The sequence below is a fragment of the Micromonospora sp. NPDC005254 genome, from assembly GCF_042872525.1.
Classification (GTDB): domain Bacteria; phylum Actinomycetota; class Actinomycetes; order Mycobacteriales; family Micromonosporaceae; genus Micromonospora.
The window spans coordinates 376,240-395,344 of the sequence record NZ_JBIAKM010000001.1 but is presented as its reverse complement, the minus strand read 5'-3'; the positions used below and the strand labels follow the sequence as shown (position 1 = coordinate 395,344).

The 19,105-nt window shown below is 73.2% G+C and carries 20 protein-coding genes; 7 read left to right on the top strand and 13 right to left on the bottom strand.

Features of this window, described 5'->3' with window-relative positions; genetic code table 11:
* Positions 1-282 precede the first annotated feature (282 nt).
* Positions 283-630, bottom strand: coding sequence for a MerR family transcriptional regulator (locus ACFYPR_RS01950; RefSeq protein WP_354854485.1), 348 nt, complete (start codon positions 628-630; stop codon positions 283-285).
* Between the two features lie 57 nt (positions 631-687).
* Between ACFYPR_RS01950 and ACFYPR_RS01945 the strand changes: the two genes are divergently transcribed.
* Positions 688-1,263 (top strand): NAD(P)H-dependent oxidoreductase, encoded by a 576-nt coding sequence (locus ACFYPR_RS01945; protein ID WP_354854487.1) that lies wholly within the window; start codon positions 688-690, stop codon positions 1,261-1,263.
* A 9-nt stretch (positions 1,264-1,272) separates the two neighbouring features.
* The gene (locus ACFYPR_RS01940) at positions 1,273-1,614 is read left to right on the top strand and encodes an MFS transporter (protein ID WP_363935429.1); all 342 of its coding nucleotides are present in this window, start codon (positions 1,273-1,275) and stop codon (positions 1,612-1,614) included.
* 72 nt (positions 1,615-1,686) lie between these two features.
* Here ACFYPR_RS01940 and hemB read toward each other — a convergent pair whose 3' ends face one another.
* The 5 genes from hemB to ACFYPR_RS01915 are packed head-to-tail and all read right to left on the bottom strand — an operon-like array spanning position 1,687 to position 7,378.
* The gene (gene hemB, locus ACFYPR_RS01935; RefSeq protein WP_354854490.1) at positions 1,687-2,670 is read right to left on the bottom strand and encodes a porphobilinogen synthase; all 984 of its coding nucleotides are present in this window, start codon (positions 2,668-2,670) and stop codon (positions 1,687-1,689) included.
* Between the two features lie 22 nt (positions 2,671-2,692).
* On the bottom strand, positions 2,693-4,273 hold the full coding sequence (locus tag ACFYPR_RS01930) for a uroporphyrinogen-III synthase (RefSeq protein WP_354854492.1): 1,581 nt from the start codon (positions 4,271-4,273) through the stop codon (positions 2,693-2,695).
* The gene (gene hemC / locus ACFYPR_RS01925) at positions 4,270-5,238 is read right to left on the bottom strand and encodes a hydroxymethylbilane synthase (RefSeq protein WP_354854494.1); all 969 of its coding nucleotides are present in this window, start codon (positions 5,236-5,238) and stop codon (positions 4,270-4,272) included. The genes ACFYPR_RS01930 and hemC overlap by 4 nt, the downstream gene beginning before the upstream one ends.
* Positions 5,235-6,611 carry a glutamyl-tRNA reductase gene (locus tag ACFYPR_RS01920; RefSeq protein WP_354854496.1) on the bottom strand — a complete coding sequence of 459 codons (1,377 nt, stop codon included), beginning with the start codon at positions 6,609-6,611 and terminating at the stop codon, positions 5,235-5,237. The genes hemC and ACFYPR_RS01920 overlap by 4 nt, the downstream gene beginning before the upstream one ends.
* Positions 6,608-7,378 (bottom strand): redox-sensing transcriptional repressor Rex, encoded by a 771-nt coding sequence (locus ACFYPR_RS01915; RefSeq protein WP_234582375.1) that lies wholly within the window; start codon positions 7,376-7,378, stop codon positions 6,608-6,610. Before ACFYPR_RS01915 ends, ACFYPR_RS01920 begins: the two co-directional genes overlap by 4 nt.
* 385 nt (positions 7,379-7,763) lie before the next feature.
* Here ACFYPR_RS01915 and ACFYPR_RS01910 point away from each other — a divergent pair, with 385 nt between their 5' ends.
* Both ACFYPR_RS01910 and ACFYPR_RS01905 read left to right on the top strand, forming a co-directional pair.
* The gene (locus ACFYPR_RS01910; protein ID WP_363935432.1) at positions 7,764-9,059 is read left to right on the top strand and encodes a sensor histidine kinase; all 1,296 of its coding nucleotides are present in this window, start codon (positions 7,764-7,766) and stop codon (positions 9,057-9,059) included.
* A 40-nt stretch (positions 9,060-9,099) separates the two neighbouring features.
* On the top strand, positions 9,100-9,753 hold the full coding sequence (locus ACFYPR_RS01905; RefSeq protein WP_354854500.1) for a response regulator transcription factor: 654 nt from the start codon (positions 9,100-9,102) through the stop codon (positions 9,751-9,753).
* Here ACFYPR_RS01905 and ACFYPR_RS01900 read toward each other — a convergent pair.
* Genes ACFYPR_RS01900 through ACFYPR_RS01890 form a run of 3 tightly spaced genes read right to left on the bottom strand, consistent with a single transcriptional unit; the run spans position 9,734 to position 12,289 of the window.
* Positions 9,734-10,399 (bottom strand): HAD hydrolase-like protein, encoded by a 666-nt coding sequence (locus ACFYPR_RS01900; protein ID WP_354854501.1) that lies wholly within the window; start codon positions 10,397-10,399, stop codon positions 9,734-9,736. The two genes, ACFYPR_RS01905 and ACFYPR_RS01900, sit on opposite strands and share 20 nt — an antisense overlap.
* Before the next feature lie 20 nt (positions 10,400-10,419).
* Positions 10,420-10,674 (bottom strand): glutaredoxin family protein, encoded by a 255-nt coding sequence (locus tag ACFYPR_RS01895; protein WP_354854503.1) that lies wholly within the window; start codon positions 10,672-10,674, stop codon positions 10,420-10,422.
* Positions 10,664-12,289 (bottom strand): AMP-binding protein, encoded by a 1,626-nt coding sequence (locus tag ACFYPR_RS01890; RefSeq protein ID WP_363935434.1) that lies wholly within the window; start codon positions 12,287-12,289, stop codon positions 10,664-10,666. Before ACFYPR_RS01890 ends, ACFYPR_RS01895 begins: the two co-directional genes overlap by 11 nt.
* 556 nt (positions 12,290-12,845) lie before the next feature.
* Between ACFYPR_RS01890 and ACFYPR_RS01885 the strand changes: the two genes are divergently transcribed.
* The 3 genes from ACFYPR_RS01885 (at position 12,846) to ACFYPR_RS01875 (ending at position 15,988) form a co-directional block, all read left to right on the top strand.
* On the top strand, positions 12,846-13,808 hold the full coding sequence (locus ACFYPR_RS01885) for an ECF subfamily RNA polymerase sigma factor, BldN family (RefSeq protein WP_354854506.1): 963 nt from the start codon (positions 12,846-12,848) through the stop codon (positions 13,806-13,808).
* Positions 13,809-14,089: 281 nt separating this feature from the next.
* Positions 14,090-14,977 (top strand): DUF5667 domain-containing protein, encoded by an 888-nt coding sequence (locus ACFYPR_RS01880; protein WP_354854508.1) that lies wholly within the window; start codon positions 14,090-14,092, stop codon positions 14,975-14,977.
* A gap of 135 nt (positions 14,978-15,112) precedes the next feature.
* Positions 15,113-15,988: an HAD family hydrolase gene (locus ACFYPR_RS01875; protein WP_387258319.1), complete on the top strand. Its 876-nt coding sequence runs from the start codon at positions 15,113-15,115 to the stop codon at positions 15,986-15,988.
* Positions 15,989-15,997: 9 nt separating this feature from the next.
* Here ACFYPR_RS01875 and ACFYPR_RS01870 read toward each other — a convergent pair whose 3' ends face one another.
* The 4 genes from ACFYPR_RS01870 to ACFYPR_RS01855 form a co-directional block, all read right to left on the bottom strand.
* Positions 15,998-16,855, bottom strand: a complete 858-nt coding sequence (locus tag ACFYPR_RS01870; protein ID WP_354854568.1) for a lysophospholipid acyltransferase family protein — start codon at positions 16,853-16,855, stop codon at positions 15,998-16,000.
* Between the two features lie 340 nt (positions 16,856-17,195).
* Complete coding sequence (locus ACFYPR_RS01865; protein WP_354854512.1) at positions 17,196-18,272, bottom strand: NAD-dependent epimerase/dehydratase family protein; 1,077 nt, start codon at positions 18,270-18,272, stop codon at positions 17,196-17,198.
* Between the two features lie 122 nt (positions 18,273-18,394).
* On the bottom strand, positions 18,395-18,496 hold the full coding sequence (locus tag ACFYPR_RS01860) for a 30S ribosomal protein bS22 (protein WP_007465623.1): 102 nt from the start codon (positions 18,494-18,496) through the stop codon (positions 18,395-18,397).
* Between the two features lie 214 nt (positions 18,497-18,710).
* The gene (locus tag ACFYPR_RS01855; RefSeq protein ID WP_007465625.1) at positions 18,711-18,920 is read right to left on the bottom strand and encodes a helix-turn-helix domain-containing protein; all 210 of its coding nucleotides are present in this window, start codon (positions 18,918-18,920) and stop codon (positions 18,711-18,713) included.
* Between the last annotated feature and the right edge of the window lie 185 nt (positions 18,921-19,105).

Sequence of the window (19,105 nt, the reverse complement as noted above, 5' to 3'; positions counted from 1 at the left end):
TGTGGATAACCCTGTGGAAAGCTGGCCGGCTCAGGGACTCGCCGCACCCCCCACGCATCCTTTGCTCTGCTTCAACGGAGGCGACAGTGTGAGGCTCTTAGTGTTGCCTCCGCTGAAGCAGAGCAAAGGGCGTCAAGGTGGCCCTTGGGCCTTGGGCCTTGGGCCCATGCCGGTGAGCTGCTCGCCGCCGTCGTCCGGATGGCCGTGGTTGACCAGCCGGGGCACCTGCCCTGATCGTCAGGGCGCGCGGGCGACGATCAGCGGACCGCGGACCGGTCGAGGTCACAGCTCGCAGAGGCGGCGACCGGAGCCGATGTCGTCCAGTGCCGCGTGCAGGTCGCGGATGCGCCGCTCGGCCTCGGCGGTCAGCCGATCGTGCAGACTCTGCCAGTCGGCCAGCTGGGGGTCGGGTGGCAGGGCCGCGAGCAGGTCACGGATCTCGTTGACGGTCAGGCCGACGCGCTGGGCCACCCGCGCCACCCTGATCCGGCAGGCCGCGTCGGCGTCGAAGCGCCGCTGGTTGCCGCCGGTACGGGCAGCCGTGATCAGGCCCTGCCGCTCGTAGAACCGCACCGCGGAGCCGCTGACCCCGCTCTCCCGGGCCACCTCGCCGACCGTCAACGTGCCCATCGCCACTCCCCCGCCGCCATTGACTTCACCATTAGTTCAAGTCCTAGCGTCCGAGGCATGACTACGCAAGAGGACACCGCACCGCCGACCGTCGCCGTGCTCGTCGGGAGCGTCCGGCAACCTCGGGTGGGCCGCTCGATCGCCGACTGGTTCGTCGCCCACGGGAGCCGCCGCCGGGACCTCGACCTGGACCTCGTCGACCTCGCCGAGGTGGCGCTGCCATTCGCCGACACCCCTCCCGGAGGCAATTCGGCCAGCCCGATCAGTGCCCGGTTGGCCGCCGCCGACGCGTTCGTGGTGGTGACACCCGAGTACAACCACAGCTTCCCGGCCGCCCTGAAGAACGCCATCGACTGGCACTACCGGGAGTGGGCCCGCAAGCCGGTGGCCTTCGTGTCGTACGGCGCCGGTTCCGGCGGCATCCGCGCGGTCGAGCAGCTCCGGCTGGTCTTCGCCGAGGTGCAGGCCGCCACGACCCGCTCCGGGGTGGTGCTCCGGGCTCCCTGGGAGCGACTCGACGTCGCCGGTCGGCTGGTCGACGACGAGCCGCTGCGGCAGGCCGCCGACGCCACGCTGAGCGAGCTGGCCTGGTGGGCCGAGGCGCTGCGCACCGCCCGCCGGGTCCGGCCCTGAGCCGACGACATGGACGCCTCCGCGCGACGGCTCGGCTGGTACCTGACCCTGGGTGCTCTGCTCGCGGTGATCGACACCACCGTCACCGTGGTGGCCCTGCCGAGGCTGGTCGACGACCTCGACACCAACCTCACCACGATCGGCTGGGTCACCAGCGGCTATGCGCTCGCCCTGGTCGCGGTGATGCCCACCGCCGCCTGGGCGATCGGCCGCTTCGGCGCCCGCCGCACCTACCTGACCGCGCTGCTGCTGTTCACGGTCGGCTCGGTGTTGGCCGGGGCCGCCTGGAGCGTCGGGTCGCTGATCGCGTTCCGGCTGCTCCAGGGGCTCGGTTGGCGCTCGCCTGGCTGACCAGCCGGCGACTTCCGGCCGCCGTCGCGGGCGCCGACGAGGTGGCCACCCCGGCGGGACCCGCGGAGTCGGTCAGTAGCGCTGGCGGAGCAGACCGGCGGCTTCGACCGCCCAGTAGGTGAGGATGATCTGCGCGCCGGCCCGCTTGATCGAGGTGAGCGTCTCCAGCATGACCCGCTCCCGGTCGATCCAACCGTTCGCGGCAGCCGCCTCGACCATCGCGTACTCCCCGGAGACCTGGTAGGCGGCGACCGGGACGTCCACCGCGGCCCGCACCGCCGACACCACGTCGAGGTAGGGCAGCGCCGGCTTGACCATCACCAGGTCGGCGCCCTCGGCGACGTCGAGCGCCACCTCGCGCAGCGACTCGCGCAGATTGGCCGGATCCTGCTGGTAGGCGCGTCGGTCGCCCTCCAGCGCCGACTCCACCGCCTCCCGGAACGGGCCGAAGAACGCCGAAGCGTACTTCACCGCGTACGCCAGCACCGCCACATCCTGGTGGCCGGCGGCGTCGAGCGCCCGGCGGACCACGCCGACCTGGCCGTCCATCATCCCGGACGGCCCGACCATGTGGACCCCGGCTTCGGCCTGGGCGACCGCCATCTCGGCGTACGCGGCCAGGGTGGCGTCATTGTCCACCGCACCGTCCGCGGTGAGCACGCCGCAGTGCCCGTGTGAGGTGAACTCGTCCAGGCACAGGTCGCTCATCACGACCGTGCTGTCACCCACCTCGGACACCACGTCGCGGATGGCGACGTTCAGGATGCCGTTCGGGTCGATGCCGCCGGACCCGGTCGGGTCACGCCGCTCGGGCACCCCGAAGAGCATGATCCCGCCGACGCCGGCCTGGACCGCCTCGGTGGCCGCCTTGCGCAGGGAGTCCCGGGAGTGCTGGAGCACCCCCGGGAGCGACCCGATGGCCCGGGGCTCGGTCAGCCCTTCCTTGACGAACATCGGCACGACCAGCTCGGCCGGGTCGACCCGGGTCTCGGACACCAGCCGACGGATCGCCGGGGAGCGGCGCAGGCGGCGGGGCCGGATCTCGGGGTACGACATGGGAGGGCCCTCCTGAAGACGACTACCGGAAGCGGAGGGCGGTCGGCCCCTGCACCTTCGAGCCACGGCGCTGCTTGGCCGGCATGGCGGCCAGCTTCTCGCGCAGCTCGACGGCGTAGGCGGCGAGCGCCTCCACCAGGTCGGGCACCGAGGCGTGCGGTGGCTGGACGTCGACCCGAAGGCCGAACTCCGTCGCGGTCTCCGCCGTCTTGGGCCCAATCACGGCAACAACGGTCCGCGCGTGCGGCTTCCCGGCGATGCCGACCAGGTTCCGCACAGTGGAAGAAGACGTGAAGAGGACCGCGTCGAACCCGCCCGACTTGATCGCGTCCCGGATCTCGGCGGGCGGCGGCGCGGCCCGCACCGTCCGGTACGCGGTCACGTCGTCGACCTCCCAGCCGCGCTCGGTGAGCCCGGCGGCGAGCGTCTCGGTGGCGATGTCGGCGCGCGGCAGCAGCACCCGGCCGACCGGGTCGAGGATCTCGTCGTGCGGCGAGAACTCGGCCAGCAGCCCCTCGGAGGACTGCTCCCCGGCGGGGATCAGCTCCGGCTGGATGCCGAACGCGCGGACCGCGTCCGCGGTCGCCTCGCCGATGCAGGCGATCTTGACGCCGCCGAAGTGCCGGGCGTCCAGACCGTGCTCGGCGAACTTCTCCCAGACCGCGCGGACCGCATTCACCGAAGTGAAGATCACCCAGGCGTACCGGCCGTCGACCAGGCCCTTGACGGCCCGCTCCATCTGCGCCGGGGTGCGCGGCGGCTCGACCGCGATGGTCGGCACCTCGCACGGGATCGCCCCGTACGCCCGCAGCCGGGCGCTCATCGCGCCGGCCTGCTCCTTGGTGCGGGGCACCAGCACCTTCCAGCCGTACAGCGGGCGGTTCTCCCACCAGCTCATCTTGTCGCGCTGGCCCACACCCGCGCCGACGGTGAGCACCACCCGGCCGGTGAAGCCGAGCGCGGCGGCCACGAAGCTGTCCACGGTCGACGTGGTCGTGTACTGGGTCTCGCCGGTGCCGTCGCCGGTCACCCCGACACCGGTGGTGCCGTCGACCCCGGCGGCCAGCAGGCCGTCCCGGACGGCGGCGAGGTCGCCGGCGTCCACCGCGAGCGCGAGCGAACCCCGGCCGACGGCCGCGGCCAGCGCCTCGAAGTCCAGCGTACTGACGTCCTCGACGTCGGCGGCGGTACGCACACCCGGCAGCGGGACCCCCGCGTAGGTGGCGACGCCCTCGGCCTGGCCGACGCCCGGCACCACCTCGAAGTGGGCGGCGGTGCGGGCCACCGCCTGCACCTCCTTGACCACCGAGTCGTGGCCGAACGGGTCACCGGCAACCAGGTGCACCGCGTTCAGCCCGGACCGGGCCGCGGAGATCAGCACCTTCGCCACGTCCCCCGGCGCGCCTTCGGCCGGGGTGAACTCGGCGTCGTCTCTGGCCTCGGCGCGGACGACGGCGAGCAGCGACTCGGGGACTCCCCGGTCGTAGATCACCTGGTCGGCGTCGACCAGGGCGTCGTGCGCCCGACGGGTCAGCAGGCCCGGGTCACCGGGGCCAGCCCCGACGAACGCGATACGGCCGACGGGCTTACGGGTGCGGGTCATTCTGTGCTCCCAAATTGCTGGGTCCCCGGGCCGGTGTGTCCTTCGTGGCCGAGGATCGAGTCGGCGCCGAGTTCGAGGAGTTCGGCGGCGAGTGCCTTACCGATCTCCGCCGCGTCGGCGGGCGTTCCGGTGCGGGACAGCCGGAGGTCACGAGTGCCGTCCGGGCTGATCACCGCCCCGCGCAGGTAGATCTCATCGCCGGTCTCGCCTTCGGCGAGTTCGGCATAGGCGGCGACGGGTGCGCTGCACCCGGCCTCCAGGGTTGCCAGCAACGCGCGCTCCGCGGTGACCGCGGCGCGCGACGGTGCGTGGTCGAGCGTCCCGAGCAGCTCGACCAGCTCCTGGTCGTCGACCCGGCACTCCACGGCCAGCGCGCCCTGGGCGGGCGCGGGCAGCATGAGCATCGGGTCGAGCGTCTCGGTGATCGCGTCGGTCCGGCCGATCCGGGCCAGTCCGGCCCGGGCCAGCACGACCGCGTCGAGGTCGGCCTCGGGGCCGAGCACCCGCGCCAGGCGGGTGTCGATGTTGCCGCGGATCGGGGTGACCTCCAGTTGCAGCCCGAGAGCGTGCAGCTGGGCGATGCGGCGCAGCGCGCCGGTGCCCACGGTGGCGCCGGGCGGCAGCTCGGCGAGCGTCCGCCCGCCCTGGGCGATCAGCGCGTCGCGCGGGTCCTGTCGGGCCGGCACGGCCGCGATGTGCAGCCCGGCGGCACCGGCCGTGGGCAGATCCTTGTAGGAGTGCACGGCGAAGTCGATCGTCCGGGCGGTCAGCGCGTCACGCAGCGCGGAGACGAACACCCCGACGCCGAGCCGGTGCACCGGCGCGCTGGAGCGATCGCCGGCGGTGACCACCTCGACCAGCTCGACCGGGCGGCCGGTGGCGACGGTCAACGCCTCGGCGACCTGGCCGGACTGGGCCAGCGCCAGAGCGCTGCCCCGGGTGCCGAGGCGCAGGGGGGCGGTCATCGCGCACCTCCGGTGGGCGGGATCTGCTCGGTGGCGTCGGCGCCGGTCACCGGGTAGTTGGCGGGAGTCAGCACGTCGGGGACGGTGTCCACCGGCGAGGTCTGCGGCACCTGGAGGTCGAACAGCTCGCGCAGCAGCGCCGCGTACTGGTCGCCACCGGGCTCGGCCGCCAGTTGGCGGACCTTGACGGTGGGCTGGTGCAGCAGTCGCTGCACCACGCGGTGCACCGTACGGGCCACCTCGGCCCGCAGGTCGTCGCCGAGGTCGGGGCGGCGCTGGGCCAGACGACGCAGCTCGGCGGTGACGACGTCGTCGGCGCGACCGCGCAGCGCCGCCACGGTGGGCGCCACGTCGGCGCCGCGCAGCCAGGTGAGGAAGCTCTCCACCTCGCCGAGCACGATCCGCTCGACGGCGGCGGCGTCCGCCGCGGCCGGGCCGTCGGCGAGCAGCGCCGCCATCCGGTCGATGTCGATCACCTCGACGCCGGGCAGGTCGGCGACGCCCTCCTCGACGTCGCGGGGGACGGCCAGGTCGAGCAGGACCAGCGGACCCCGCGCGGGGCCCCGCTCGGCGAGCGCGGCGCTGACCACCGCCCGGGTGAGGACCGGTTCAGTCGACGCGGTGGCGGCCACTACGATGTCCACTGTGGAGAGCGTGGCGGCCAGCTCGGTCATCGGCGCGGCGTCCGCCCCGTACGACTCGGCGAGCCGGACGGCCCGGTCGGCGCCCCGGTTGGTGACCGTGAGCGGCCCGGCGCCCTGCCGGGACAGCGTGGCCACCCCGAGCGACCCCATCGCGCCGGCCCCGATCACCAGGGCCGGGTGGCCGGCGAGGCTGCCGTCGAGGTGCCCGGCGGCCAGCTCCAGAGCAGCGGTGACCACGCTCTGGCCGGCCCGGTCGATGCCGGTCTCGGCGTGCGCCCGCTTGCCGACGCGCAGCGCCTGCTGCATCAGCTCGTGCAGCAGGCGGCCGGCCGAGTCGGCGCCGGTGGCCCAGTGGTACGCGTCACGCAGCTGGCCGAGAATCTGCGCCTCGCCCACGACCATCGAGTCCAGCCCGGTGGCGACCCGGAAGACGTGGTCCACGGCGGCGGTGTCGTAGTGCACGTAGAGGTGGCTGGCGAGCGCCGCCGGCGAGCTGCCGGCCTGCTCGGCCAGGACGGCGCAGATGTCGCCGAGCCCGCCGTGGAATCCGGACACGGCGGCGTAGACCTCCACCCGGTTGCAGGTGGAGACGAGCACCGCCTCGCTCACGTACGGCTGGGCGACCAGGCGGTCCAGGGTGCGGGTGAGGTCGGCGGGGGGCACGGCCAGCTGCTCCAGCGTGGCGACCGGGGCGGTCCGGTAGGACGCGCCGACGACGAGCAGTTTCACGTGCCGATCGCCTCCTGGGTGTCGGTGGCCGCGAGCCCGCCGGGCAGGGCCGTGAGAGCGGACCCGCCGGTGGCGGGCAGCGCGGTCAGCGACGCCTTGCGGTGCTCGTGGAAGGACAGAATCTGCAGCTCGATGGCGAGGTCGACCTTGCGCACGTCGACCCCCTCCGGAACAGAGAGTACGCACGGCGCGAAGTTGAGGATGCTCGTCACGCCGACCGCGACCAGCTGATCGGCGACCCGCTGGGCCGCGGCGGCCGGGGTGGCGATCACGCCGATCGCGATGGATTCCTCCGTGGCGACCGCCGGCAGCTCGTCGACATGCCGGACAACCAGGCCGTTGATCTCCTCGCCGACCCGGGAGGGATCGGCGTCGAGCAGTGCGGCGATCCGGAAGCCCCGGCTGGCGAAGCCGTCGTAGCCGGCCAGAGCGTGACCGAGATTACCCACGCCGACCAGGGCGACCGCGCGACGCTGAGTGAGCCCGAGCACGTACTCGATCTGCTCGATCAGCAACGCGACGTCGTAGCCGACGCCCCGGGTGCCGTACGAGCCGAGGTGGGAGAGGTCCTTGCGGAGCTTGGCGGAGTTCACCCCGGCGGCGGCCGAGAGGCCCTCGCTGGAGATCGTCTCGTGCCCGGCGTCGGCGAGGTTGTGCAGCGCGCGCAGGTATTCCGGGAGCCGAGCGACGGTCGCCTCGGGAAGGTCCGGGAGCGCCGGTACGGCACCGGCGCGGCCGGGCGCACCTGGGTGACGGTGCTGACTCATGAGACTCCGTGCGGTGCGATCCTCGGCCAACTCCGCTGGTCGGCCGCTTATGGACTCCCGCTGGCGACCGAGGTTGCCGGCTGTGCTAGCAGGGCGCGTCGGAACTAGAGAGTAGGCGCTTGTGAAGACGTGCACAAATCGCGATCTTGTCGCTCCGGGACGCGACCCCACCAGCACCTCCATTCCACAAGATCGATTGACCGGCCCTGCGCGCCCGCCACCTGGGCGATTATTGCTCAATCCCGACTTCTCTGACCAATCCCGCGTCGGCCGGTCCCGACGGCGGTAGGGCCCCTGGTCACGGGCGACGGTAGGGACAGCACTACGAGGGAGAGGCGGGGCTTCGGGATGGGGACACCGAGCCCAGGTGCCTAGCCTTTGGGCTATGACCGCCGTTGCCGCCAGCGACCATCCGACGCTGGCACCGAGCATCCCCCGCCAGCTCTTCGTCGACTCCGGGTACGTGCTGCTCGGCCTCCCGCTGGCGGTGGCCAGCTTCGTCGTCCTCCTCGCGGGCCTCGTGGCCGGCGTCGGCCTGGTGGTCACCGTGATCGGCCTGCCGATCCTCAGCGGCACCCTGTACGCGGCCCGAGGGCTGGCCGACATCGAGCGGCTGCGGCTGCCCGCCGTGCTGCGGCAACCCCGGATCCGCCCGCACTACCGACTGCCCGAGGCGGGCGCGAACGCCTGGCGGCGGATCTTCCTGCCGATGCGCGACGCCCAGTCCTGGCTCGATCTGGCGCACGGCATCCTGCGGGTGATCGTGGCGCTGGTCACCTTCGTGCTGACGCTTGCCTGGTGGATCGCCGCGGCTGCCGGCTCCCTCTACTGGGTGTACGACTGGGCGCTGCCGCGCGGCGAGGGCGACGGCGACCTGGCCCAGCTGCTCGGCCTGGGCGAGTCGACCACGGCCCGGATCGGGGTGACCACCGCGATCGGGGTGTTCTTCCTGATCACGCTGCCGATCGTGGTCCGGGGCTGCGCGCTGCTCCAGGCCAGCTTCGCCAAGGCCCTGCTGACCGGGGTGGCCGAGATGCGGGACCGGATCACCGTGCTGGAGGAGCAGAAGCGGGCCGCCGTGTCCGCCGAGGCGTCCGCGCTGCGCCGGCTCGAACGCGACATCCACGACGGCCCCCAGCAGCGCCTGGTCCGGCTCGCGATGGACCTCAGCCGGGCCCGGATGCAGCTCGCCTCCGACCCGGAGGCCGCCGGCCGGACGATCGACGAGGCGGTGACCCAGACCCGGGAGACGCTGGCCGAGCTGCGGGCGCTGTCCCGGGGCATCGCCCCGCCGATCCTGGTCGACCGGGGGCTGCCCAGCGCCCTGGCCGCGCTCGCCGGCCGCGGGCTCATCCCCATCGAGCTCCAGGTGGACCGGCAGCTCGGCACGCCGGGCGGCCGGCTCGATCCGGCGGTGGAGAACACCGCGTACTTCGTGGTGGCCGAGGCGTTGACCAACATCGCCAAGCACAGTCGGGCCACCGAGGCCGTGGTCGCCGTGGCCCGCCACGAAGCCCAGCTCCAGGTGCGGGTGGGCGACGACGGGCAGGGTGGCGCCCACCTCGCCAAGGGCCACGGGCTGGCCGGCATCGCCGACCGGGTCCGGGCGGCCGGCGGGGAGCTGGCCGTGGTGAGCCCGAGCGGCGGGCCCACCGAGATCCGTGCGGAACTTCCGCTGTGAACCAACGAGAGCCGGGCCGGACGTGGTAGACACCACAGCCATGCGCATCGTGATCGCGGACGACGCCGTCCTGCTCCGGGAGGGGCTGGTGCGGCTGCTGACCGAGAGCGGGCACCAGGTGGTGGCCGCCGTCGGGGACGGTGACGCGCTGGTCGAGGCGGTGGTGGAGCACCGGCCGGACGTGTCGATCGTCGACGTCCGGATGCCGCCGTCGCACACCGACGAGGGGCTGCGGGCCGCGGTGGAGGCGCGGCGGCTGGTGCCGCGTACGCCGATCCTGGTGCTCTCCCAGTACGTCGAGGTCTCGTACGCCGATGATCTGCTGGCCACCACCGGCGGCGCCGGCGGTGGCATCGGCTACCTGCTCAAGGACCGGGTGGCCGCGATCGACGAGTTCCTGGACGCGCTGCGTCGGGTGGCCGGCGGCGGCACGGTGCTCGACCCGGACGTGGTCGGCCAGCTCTTCGCCCGACGCCGCCGCGACGACCCGTTGCGCGAGTTGACCCCGCGCGAGCGGGAGGTGCTCGCCCTGATGGCCGAGGGCCGGTCGAACACGGCCATCGCCCGCGCCCTGGTGGTCAGCGACGGCGCGGTGGAGAAGCACGTGCGCAACATCTTCACCAAGCTCACGCTCCCGCCGGACACCGAGCAGCACCGGCGGGTGCTGGCCGTCCTCACCTACCTGCGGAACTGACCTCCCGGGCGGCCAGGGCCACCGCGTCGGTGAGGGTGTCGGCGACCGGGTGGCCGGAGGCGCGCAGCCGGGCCGGGTCGGTGAAGCCGCCGGTGTAGAGCACCGCCCGGCCGCCCACCGCGAGGGCCGCGTCCGCGTCGTCGATGGAGTCGCCGATCAGCACCACCGCGCTGCCGTCCACGCCCAGCTCGGCCAGGTGCCGCCGGAGCGACTCGGCCTTGCGGTCGCCGCCGACCGTGGCCCGCAGGCCGTCGACGCGGGTGAAGTGGCCGGTCAGCCCGTAGGTGTGCACGGTGGGCACCAGCTCCTCGTGGAACCACATGGACAGCAGGCTCTGGCTGCCCTCCCAGGCGGCCATCGCGGACTGGGCGTCGGCAGCCAGCTCGCAGGTCGTCAGGCCGCTGCGGTACGCGTCGTGGAAGATCCGGTCGAGGCGGCCGAACGCGTCGTCGTCGACGGCCTGACCGAGCACCTCGGCGTAGTAGTCGGCGATCGGCCGGCGGAACCGCGTCCGGTGCTCGTCGAGGGTGACCGTCGGCCCGCCCACGCTGGCGAACGCGGCGTTGGTGGCGGCCACCACCAGGCTGAGGTCGTTGAGCAGGGTGCCGTTCCAGTCCCAGACCAGGTGGGGTTGCGCAGGGGTCATCAGAGCACCATAGGCACCGCTCAGAGCTGCGGGGTGGTCAGGTCCCGCAGCAGCCGCTCCTCCTCCACCCGCCAGTAGCCGTGCTCCTTGCCGTCGAGCAGCACCACCGGCAGGCGGTCGCCGTACTCCCGTTCCAGCTCCTCGTCGCCGGTGACGTCCCACTCGACCCACTTGTCGCCGGTCACCGCGACCACCCGGTCGAGCGCCACCTTGGCGTCGTCGCACAGGTGGCAGCCGGGTCGGGTGATCAGGGCGAGTCGGGCGTCAGTGGCCATCGATTACCTCCGTGCGGTCGGTCGGCGTCGCCGACCGGAGCTGGGTCTTGCGTACCTTGCCGATCGCCGAGTGCGGCAGGGCGTCGACGAACTCGACAGCGGTAGGGCACTTGAACCGGGCCAGGTTGCGTGCGCAGTGGGCGAGCAGCTCCTCGCTGGTCACCGGTCGGCCCTGCACCGGCACCACGTACGCCCGCACAGTCTCGCCGGTCCGCGGGTGCGGCACACCCAGTACCGCCGACTCGACCACCCCGGGGTGCCCGGCGAGCACCAGCTCGACCTCGTGGGGATACACGTTGAACCCGTTGACCAGGATCAACTCCCCGAGCCGGTCGACCAGGAAGAGGTCACCGTCCTCGTCGGCGTACGCGATGTCACCGGTGCCCCACCAGCCGTCGTCGTCCGGGCCGTCGCGCCCGTCGGGCCAGTAGCCGCCGAAGAGGTTGCGCCCGCGAACGACGATCTGCCCCGGGTCGGTGCCCGGGGCGACATCGGAGATGTCCAGCTCGTCCGGGTCGTCGTCGGGGACCGCCTGGCCGTCGCGCCACAGGTCCTCCCCGGTCGGGCCGACCAGGCGCAGCTCCACGCCGGGCAGCGGCCGGCCGATCGAGCCGGGCTTGACCACCGGACCGACCAGGGTGGAGGTGAGCACCGGCGCGGTCTCGGTGAGGCCGTACCCGACGTGCACCTGATGACCGGTGGCCTCGGTGAAGCGCGCCGCGACCGGGGGATCCAGCGGCGCCGCGCCGCACACCGCCACGCGCACCGACACGGTCGCCGCGCGGACCGCGTCGGCGTCGGCCCAGGCCAGGAACATCGACGGTACGCCGACCAGCACGCTGACCCGGTGCCTGGCGATCTCGGCGAGCCCTGCAGTGGGCCCCGGCTCGTCGAGCAGCACGCCGGTGGCCCCGTGGTGGACGACGGCGCCGAGCACCGAGTTGAGCCCGTACGCGTGGAACAGCGGCAACGCCAGGAGAACGGTGTCCGTCGGCCCGACGACCGGCGGCTCGATCTCCGCGACCTGTTCGTGGTTGGCCAGCAGCGCACGGTGCGAGAGCATCGCGCCCTTCGGACGGCCCTCGGTGCCGGACGTGTAGAGCAGTACGGCCAGGTCGTCGCCGCCTCGGCGCGGACGGGGGCGCGGATCGGGCGCGTCGGCGGTCGGCGGTGTGTCGTGCACGGCGGTGAGCGCGGGCAGGTCGGCGGCCACCTCGGCGACCAGGCGGCGGACCCGCTCGGTGCCGATGAGCACGGACGCGCCGGAGTCGGCCAGTACGTGCCGCAGCTCCGGGGCGGTGAAGCCGGGGTTGACCGGGACCGCGACCAGGCCGGCTCGCAGTGCGCCGAGCCAGCCGATCACGAAGTCGGGGGTGTTGTGCAGCCCGATCGCGACCCGCGGCGGCGGGCCACCCGGGTCGGTGGGTGGCACGGCGGCGGCGAGGCCGTGCGCGGCGGCGGTCACGGCGGCGTCCAGTTCGGACCAGGTGACGCGCCCCTCCCGCCAGTACAGCGCGGGCCGGTCACCGTGGTCGAGAGCCGCCCGATGGACCCGGTCGGCGAGGTTCGGCGCGGGGTCTGCCGAGAAGTCCTGCACGGTGGTCGAGTCTGGCACAGCGGCGGTCGACAGGCCACGCCCGACGGTCGGGCCGCCAGGGCTGCCCGGCGTCCCGTCAATGGGACAGTCGCGGTGTCGTCGACACTCCGATCGAGTCCGGCCGATGGGACGGGTGGTGGGCCGGCCGACGCTTCGGCCCGGCCCACGCGGCGGCCGGCCGGGACGGCGCGGCCGATCGGCCAAACTGCCCCCGACCTGGGGATCCATCCAGGACCACCGGCCCGGGTCAAAGTCAAACGCACACGACGGACAACCGGTCCGCCACCGGTGCGACACAGCGGGAAATACTTCCGCCCTGTGTAACGGACTTGCCACGCGCGGGTGACGTTGGCCCTATTATCACTCGGGTCGGCTCACCCCATTTGCCGTGAGTCGACACCCCTCAGCCCGAGGAGGCCCCCGTGCCTGTGAGCGCATTGGACCAGCACCTCAAGGGGAACTGCCGCCCGTCGGCACACCCCGGAACCGTCCTGCCCGACCGGTTGCCCGGTCGGTCCGCACCGACGACCCGTAAACCAGCCCGGCCGGCCACCAACGGGACGGGGGCCGCGCGGTGACCACCTTCGGATACGCGGAACGCCCGGTCGGCCTGACTGGCCAGACGACCCGCTCCCCGGTCAACGAACGACCGGCGGCCCGCGCGCCGCTGGGCGACCCGCACGCCGCGATGCGTGGCGACAACGCCGCCCAGCGGACCCGCAACCGCCCACACACCAACGAGCCACCACCGAGACCGGCGGTCCCGGGTGGCAACGCGATGCCGACCGGTGGCCGTGTCGCCGCACCGGCCCGACCGACCATGCCCTCCCAGGGCCGTCGGGTCGGCGACGCGCCGACGGCGGCCACCGATCCGACGGCGGGCGAGACGGCGGTGATCCCGGCGGTCCCGGCCGCCACTCCGACCACCCCGACCACCCCGACCGGCTTCCCCAGCCGCCCGGACCCGTCCGACCCGGCCACCGAGGTCTGGACGCTTGTCGAGCGGGCGCAGGCTGGCGAGTCCGAGGCGTTCGGCCTCATCTACGACCGGTACGTCGACACCGTCTTCCGGTTCGTCTACTTCCGGGTCGGCAACCGCCAGCTCGCCGAGGACCTCACCTCGGACACGTTCCTGCGCGCTCTCAAGCGGATCGGCAGCTTCACCTGGCAGGGCCGCGACCTCGGCGCCTGGCTGGTGACGATCGCCCGCAACCTGGTCGCGGACCACTTCAAGTCCGGCCGGTACCGGCTGGAGGTCACCACCGGCGACGTGCTCGACGCCGACCGCGAGGACCGGGGCCCGGAGGGCAGCCCGGAAGCCGCGGTGGTCGAACACATCACCAACGTCGCCCTGCTCACCGCCGTCAAGCAGCTCAACCCGGAGCAGCAGGAGTGCATCGTGCTCCGGTTCCTCCAGGGCTTCTCGGTCGCCGAGACAGCCCGCGCGATGGGCAAGAACGAGGGTGCCATCAAGGCCCTGCAGTACCGGGCCGTTCGCGCCCTGGCACGGCTTCTGCCCGACGGCTTCCAGCCGTGATTCTCGGCGGCGGGGCCGACGAGCGTCGATCAATGTCTCGGCAGCTCAGGCCCGGTCGCACCCGGTGACGGCGATCACTTTCTGTGATTTCCGCCCCGCCAGGCCCGTAACCCGTGCCCGGTCCGCCGCGTTTCTCCGGGTGCGACCGGTGGTTGTCCCGGCAGGCCCGGGGCACCGAGGTCCGACCGGCACGCCGGACGGCACCTCACCTCCGTGGTGTCACACCGCCGCCCGGTCGCTGGCAACTATGGCGGCCGACCGGCCGTGACCAGCGAGAGGAGGTGCCTGCGGTGGACGACATCCTCTTCTCCCGCCGGCGCGCCGAGCGCTTCGCGCAGCTTCTCGACGAGGCCAACGGCGGCCGGCGGCACCACGTGCGGTCCCGGGTGGACAGCCAACTGGCCCCGCTCGTCGCAGTGGGTCAGCGGCTCAGCGTCGATCCCCCCACGGCCGAGGTGGACCCCGAGTTCCGCACCGGCCTGCGAGCGATGCTGCTCGCCACCGCCGAGCGCGAGGGAATGGGCACCCCACCGGCGACGGCCGAGCCGGCTGCCCCGCGGGCCGCGGCCACGAGCCGCGGCTCTCTGCTACCCGCGGTCACCGCCCGGCGGGCCCGCGCCCGGGGCGCGATCCTGGTCGGCATCGCCGCCGGCGCCATCGCCGTCTCCGGGATCTCCGCCGCCAGCGAGAACGCCGTTCCCGGCGACGCGCTGTACGGCATGAAGCGCTCCACCGAGCGGGCCCAGCTCGCCCTGGCCAGCTCGGACGTCAGCCGCGGCCAGCTGTTCCTGGACTTCGCCCGGACCAGGCTCGGCGAAGCAGCCGAACTGCGCGGCGACCGCATCGGCTACAGCGCCGTCCTCGACGACATGGACGCCGACACCCGGCAGGGTATCCGCCTGCTCACCGCCGCCGCCGTGCAGCGGGCCGAGCCGGCCAGCCTGGACACCGTCAACACGTTCGTCGCCAGCCAGCGCCGGGCGGTGACCAACCTGCTCGACGGCGCCAGCCGGGCCGACCGCGAACGGACCCGGAGGTCGCTGGCCCTGCTGGACAGCATCCGTGAGCGCTCGGACTCGGTACGCGCGGCGATCGCCTGCGGCCTGCCGGCACCGACCGGCAGCGACGCGCTCGGACCCACTCCGACCACCTGCCCCGGCGAGCGCTGACCCGCCAGCCCCGGGACCGCCATACCGCACGTCTGACCGGCCGGGCCACAGTTCCCTGTGGTCCGGCCGGTCGACCGTGCGCTCCGGCTACCCTCGCTGGAGGCATCCGTCGTACCTGGTCAGGAGAGGAGTCGCGTGGCGCGCAGCCGCAAGGTGACGGTCAGCACCGACGCTCACGGTCACACCGCCGGGTGGGCGGAGACCGCGCTGGCGCCGGTGACCCCACCCGCACCGGACCCGGCCGCCGCGGCGTTCTTCGACGTCGACAACACGATGATGCAGGGCGCGTCGATCTACTGGTTCGCCCGCGGGCTCGCCGCCCGAAACTACTTCACGACCGCCGACCTGGCCCGCTTCGCCTGGCAGCAGCTCCGGTTCCGGCTGCTCGCCCGCGAGCACGCCGGGGACATGTCCCAGGCGAAGGACGCCGCGCTCGCCTTCGTCGAGGGGTGGCGGGTGGACGACGTCGAACGCCTCTCGGAGGAGATCTTCGACGAGCTGATGGCCCCTCGGATCTGGGCCGGCACCCGGCAGCTCGCCCAGCGCCACCTGGACGCCGGTCAGCGCGTGTGGCTGGTCAGCGCCGCCCCGGTGGAGATCGGCCGGGTGATCGCCACCCGACTTGGCCTGACCGGCGCGATCGGCACGGTGGCCGAGGTGCGGGCCGGGGCGTACACCGGGCGGTTGGTGGGCGACCTCATGCACGGGCCGGCGAAGGCCGAGGCGGTCACCCAGCTCGCCGCCGTGGAAGGGCTGGACCTGAGCCGCTGCGCGGCCTACAGCGACTCGGCCAACGACCTGCCGCTGCTCCGCTCGGTGGGCCGGGCGGTGGCGGTCAACCCGGACGGCACCCTGCTGCGGCAGGCCCGGCAGCACGGCTGGGAGGTGCGGGACTTCCGCACCGGCCGTCGGGCGGTCAAGATTGCCGTACCGTCGACGGCGGCGGCCGGTCTGGTCGCCGGCGCGGTCACCGCCGGCCTGGCGTTGCAGCGCCGCCGCCGCGCCGGCTGACCGCCGGGCCTACGGCCCGAAGGGGTCGGGTCGCCGTTCCAGCAGCGAGTGCAGGGTCTGCTGGATGGTCTCCCGCACCTGGTCGGCGAGGTTGAAGACCACCAGCGGGTCGTCCGCCGAGTCGGTCAGGTGCGCGGTGGGGATCGGCGGGCAGAACTCGATCAGCCATTTGCTGGGCAACGGCACCATGCCCAGCGGCCCGAGCCAGGGGAAGGTCGGCGTGACCGGGAAATACGGAAGCTTGAGCAGCCGAGCCACGGGCTTGATGTCGGCGAGCATCGGGTAGATCTCCTCGCCGCCGACGATGGCGACCGGAACGATCGGCGTGCCGGTGCGCAGCGCCGCCGAGACGAAGCCGCCCCGACCGAACCGTTGCAGCTTGTACCGGTCGGCGTAGAGCTTGCCGACGCCCTTGAACCCCTCCGGGAACACACCGACCAGGTCACCACCGCCGAGCAGCCGCTCGGCGTCCGGGTTGCAGGCCACCGTGCCGCCGGTCTTGCGGGCGATCTCCGACACCACCGGCATCCGGAAGACCAGGTCGGCGCCGAGCAGGCGCAGGTAGCGGTGAGCGGGGTGCTTGTCGTGCAACGCCGCCGAGAGGATCAGCGCGTCCAGGGCGACGGTGCCGGAGTGGTTGCCGACCACCAGCGCGGGCCCGTCGACGGGGACGTGCTCGACCCCGCTGACCTCGGTACGGAACCAGTCCCGATAGAGCAGCCGCAGCAGCGGGTGGAAGACCGCGTCGGTCAGGTCCGGGTCGAACCCGAACTCGTCGACCTCGTAGTCACCGGCCAGCCGCCGACGCAGGAACGCCAGCCCGTTCGCGACCCGGCGGTCCCACTGGTCGCCGGGCCGATCCGGCACCGCCGGACCGGTGCCGCCCGCCCCGCCCGCGGTGGGCGGGACGCCCCCGCCCGCCGGCTCGTCGGTCGTCGTGTCGACCTCGTCGGCGGCCGGGTCGCCGCCCGCCACCGCCGGCTCGTCGGTCGCGGTGTCGACCTCGTCGCGCGGCGTCCCGGCCGGCGTGAGCCGGCTCGCCGGCCGGTGGCCGTTGCGCCGCGCCGGCTCCGCGTCCGGCACGGGTGGCCCCGGCGGTACGTCGAACGGCCCCATGCCCGCCGGCTCGCGCCCCTGCGTCGGCCCGGTCATGACGCCACCTCGGTTCGCGACCGCGGGGCTCGCCCAACCGGCGCACGCCGCGCGCTCATGACGACCGCTCCCGCACCGCGGCACGGACCTGCCGGATGCCGTCCAGGACCAACTGCTCGGCGGCGGCCAACTGACCCCGGCTGAGCACCACCCCACCGTTGTGGGCGCGGATGAAGTCGTCGAACGCGGCGGCGGTGGAGCGGGGTGTGAAGCCGTACTCCTGTTCAAGGCGCGTGGTGTCGACGACCCGCCCGTGCACGAAAAGATCGACCTGGTCCAGGCCGTAGCGGCCGAACCCCATGGTGCGGGCCAGCGCAGCGGCGCCCGAGAGACCCGGCTCCAGCACCGGCACGGCCACCCGACCGGCCCGCCGGATCGCCTGGGACAGCGACAGCACCCCCGGACCGGCGACGTTGTAGGTGCCGGGGTGATCCTCCACGATCGACCGGTGCAGCACCTCCAACGCGTCGTCGAAGTGCAGGAACTGCAACCGGGGATCGCGGCCGAAGACGGTCGGCACGAACGGCTGCGCGAAGTAGCGCGTCAACGTCGTGTCGGCGGTCGAACCGATGAACGGAGCGAAACGCAGCACCGTGGCGGTCACGTCGGCCCGGCGGCGGCGGAAGCCGCGAACGTACCCCTCGACGTCGAGGATGTCGCGGCCGAAACCGCCGCGCGGCACCTCGCGCGGCTCGGTCTCCTCGGTGAACACCGCCGGATCGCGGAACGACACCCCGTACGCGGCGGTCGACGAGCGGACCACGAGCTTGCGCAGACGGGGCGCCCGTTGGCAGGCGGCGAGCAGTTGCATGGTGCCGATGACGTTCTGGTCCTTCATGGCCGACCGGCCGCCGTGCTGCTGGTCGGGGGCGCTGACCAACGCGAGGTGCACCACCGCGTCGACCTCCAGGTCGGCGAGGAGCCCGACGAGCGACCCCGGGTCGACGCGAATCCGCTCGACCCGGTCCAGCAGATCGGTGAACTCGGCGCCCGGCTCCGGCGCGTCCACGCCGATGACCCGCTCGATGCGGGGGTCGGCGGCCAGCCGGGCAGCCACGTGCGCGCCCAGGTACCGACCGACCCCGGTGACGACGACGACCCCCGGAGCACCTGAGGTGCTTCCGGGGGTCATCTGACGCACCTACGCCGACAGGAGGGATCGAGCCGGGACGACCACGGCCTGATCACCTGAGCCTCCGGGGGTCGACAGTTTGGCAAGTGAGGCCTTATGCCGGGCGCTGTGCCCGGCGACGATCACTTGCCGAGACGGCGACGCTGGACGCGGGTCTTGCGCAGCAGCTTGCGGTGCTTCTTCTTAGCCATGCGCTTACGGCGCTTCTTGACCACCGAGCCCATACGACAGCCTTTCGATACAACGTGCGGGGCGGACCGGATGACACCACGCAGGTGGCGACGGCGACCGCATGCGGACAACGGACCGGACCGGTCTGGGCGGCAGGGCGCACCGGTGGGGTCTCGGTCGGGCTCCAGGGTAGCCGGAGAGCGTCAGCAGGACCAACGCGCCCCCGTCCATGCCGCCTACGTGGCACTCGATCGGCGGACCGGTGGCTCAGGCGGTTTCCTGAAACGCGCCCCGCAGGTATTCGTGCACCGCGTGCTCGGGCACCCGGAACGACCGCCCCACCCGGACGGCGGTGAGCTCACCGCTGTGCACGAGGCGATAGACAGTCATCTTTGACACCCGCATGACCGTCGCCACCTCCGCGACGGTCAGGAACTTGACCTCCGACAGCCGTCCATCGGACTGCGACCCGGCCATGGCTCACCGACCCATCCCATGCCCGGCGCGTGCCAACCCGACGGATGCTCCGGGCCGGGCGGCGACGCGCGTGTTACCAGTACGGTAGCGGGGCGGCTGTGACCGGCGCGATCCCTTCGTACAACTGATCATGCCCAGATCGTCGGTTCACCCGATCCGGCCTGCCGTTATCTCCCGGGCTGCGT

Excerpts from the sequence above, each read along its gene's own strand:
- hemB (WP_354854490.1), bottom strand. The coding sequence starts at position 2,670 with ATGTCGTACCCCGAGATCCGGCCCCGCCGCCTGCGCCGCTCCCCGGCG.
- ACFYPR_RS01945 (WP_354854487.1), top strand. The coding sequence starts at position 688 with ATGACTACGCAAGAGGACACCGCACCGCCGACCGTCGCCGTGCTCGTC.
- ACFYPR_RS01930 (WP_354854492.1), bottom strand. The coding sequence starts at position 4,273 with ATGACCCGCACCCGTAAGCCCGTCGGCCGTATCGCGTTCGTCGGGGCT.
- ACFYPR_RS01895 (WP_354854503.1), bottom strand. The coding sequence starts at position 10,674 with ATGGCCACTGACGCCCGACTCGCCCTGATCACCCGACCCGGCTGCCAC.
- ACFYPR_RS01950 (WP_354854485.1), bottom strand. The coding sequence starts at position 630 with ATGGGCACGTTGACGGTCGGCGAGGTGGCCCGGGAGAGCGGGGTCAGC.
- ACFYPR_RS01860 (WP_007465623.1), bottom strand. The coding sequence starts at position 18,496 with ATGGGCTCGGTGGTCAAGAAGCGCCGTAAGCGCATGGCTAAGAAGAAG.
- ACFYPR_RS01855 (WP_007465625.1), bottom strand. The coding sequence starts at position 18,920 with ATGGCCGGGTCGCAGTCCGATGGACGGCTGTCGGAGGTCAAGTTCCTG.
- ACFYPR_RS01915 (WP_234582375.1), bottom strand. The coding sequence starts at position 7,378 with ATGAGTCAGCACCGTCACCCAGGTGCGCCCGGCCGCGCCGGTGCCGTA.
- ACFYPR_RS01900 (WP_354854501.1), bottom strand. The coding sequence starts at position 10,399 with ATGACCCCTGCGCAACCCCACCTGGTCTGGGACTGGAACGGCACCCTG.
- ACFYPR_RS01905 (WP_354854500.1), top strand. The coding sequence starts at position 9,100 with ATGCGCATCGTGATCGCGGACGACGCCGTCCTGCTCCGGGAGGGGCTG.
- ACFYPR_RS01865 (WP_354854512.1), bottom strand. The coding sequence starts at position 18,272 with ATGACCCCCGGAAGCACCTCAGGTGCTCCGGGGGTCGTCGTCGTCACC.
- ACFYPR_RS01910 (WP_363935432.1), top strand. The coding sequence starts at position 7,764 with ATGACCGCCGTTGCCGCCAGCGACCATCCGACGCTGGCACCGAGCATC.
- hemC (WP_354854494.1), bottom strand. The coding sequence starts at position 5,238 with ATGACCGCCCCCCTGCGCCTCGGCACCCGGGGCAGCGCTCTGGCGCTG.
- ACFYPR_RS01940 (WP_363935429.1), top strand. The coding sequence starts at position 1,273 with ATGGACGCCTCCGCGCGACGGCTCGGCTGGTACCTGACCCTGGGTGCT.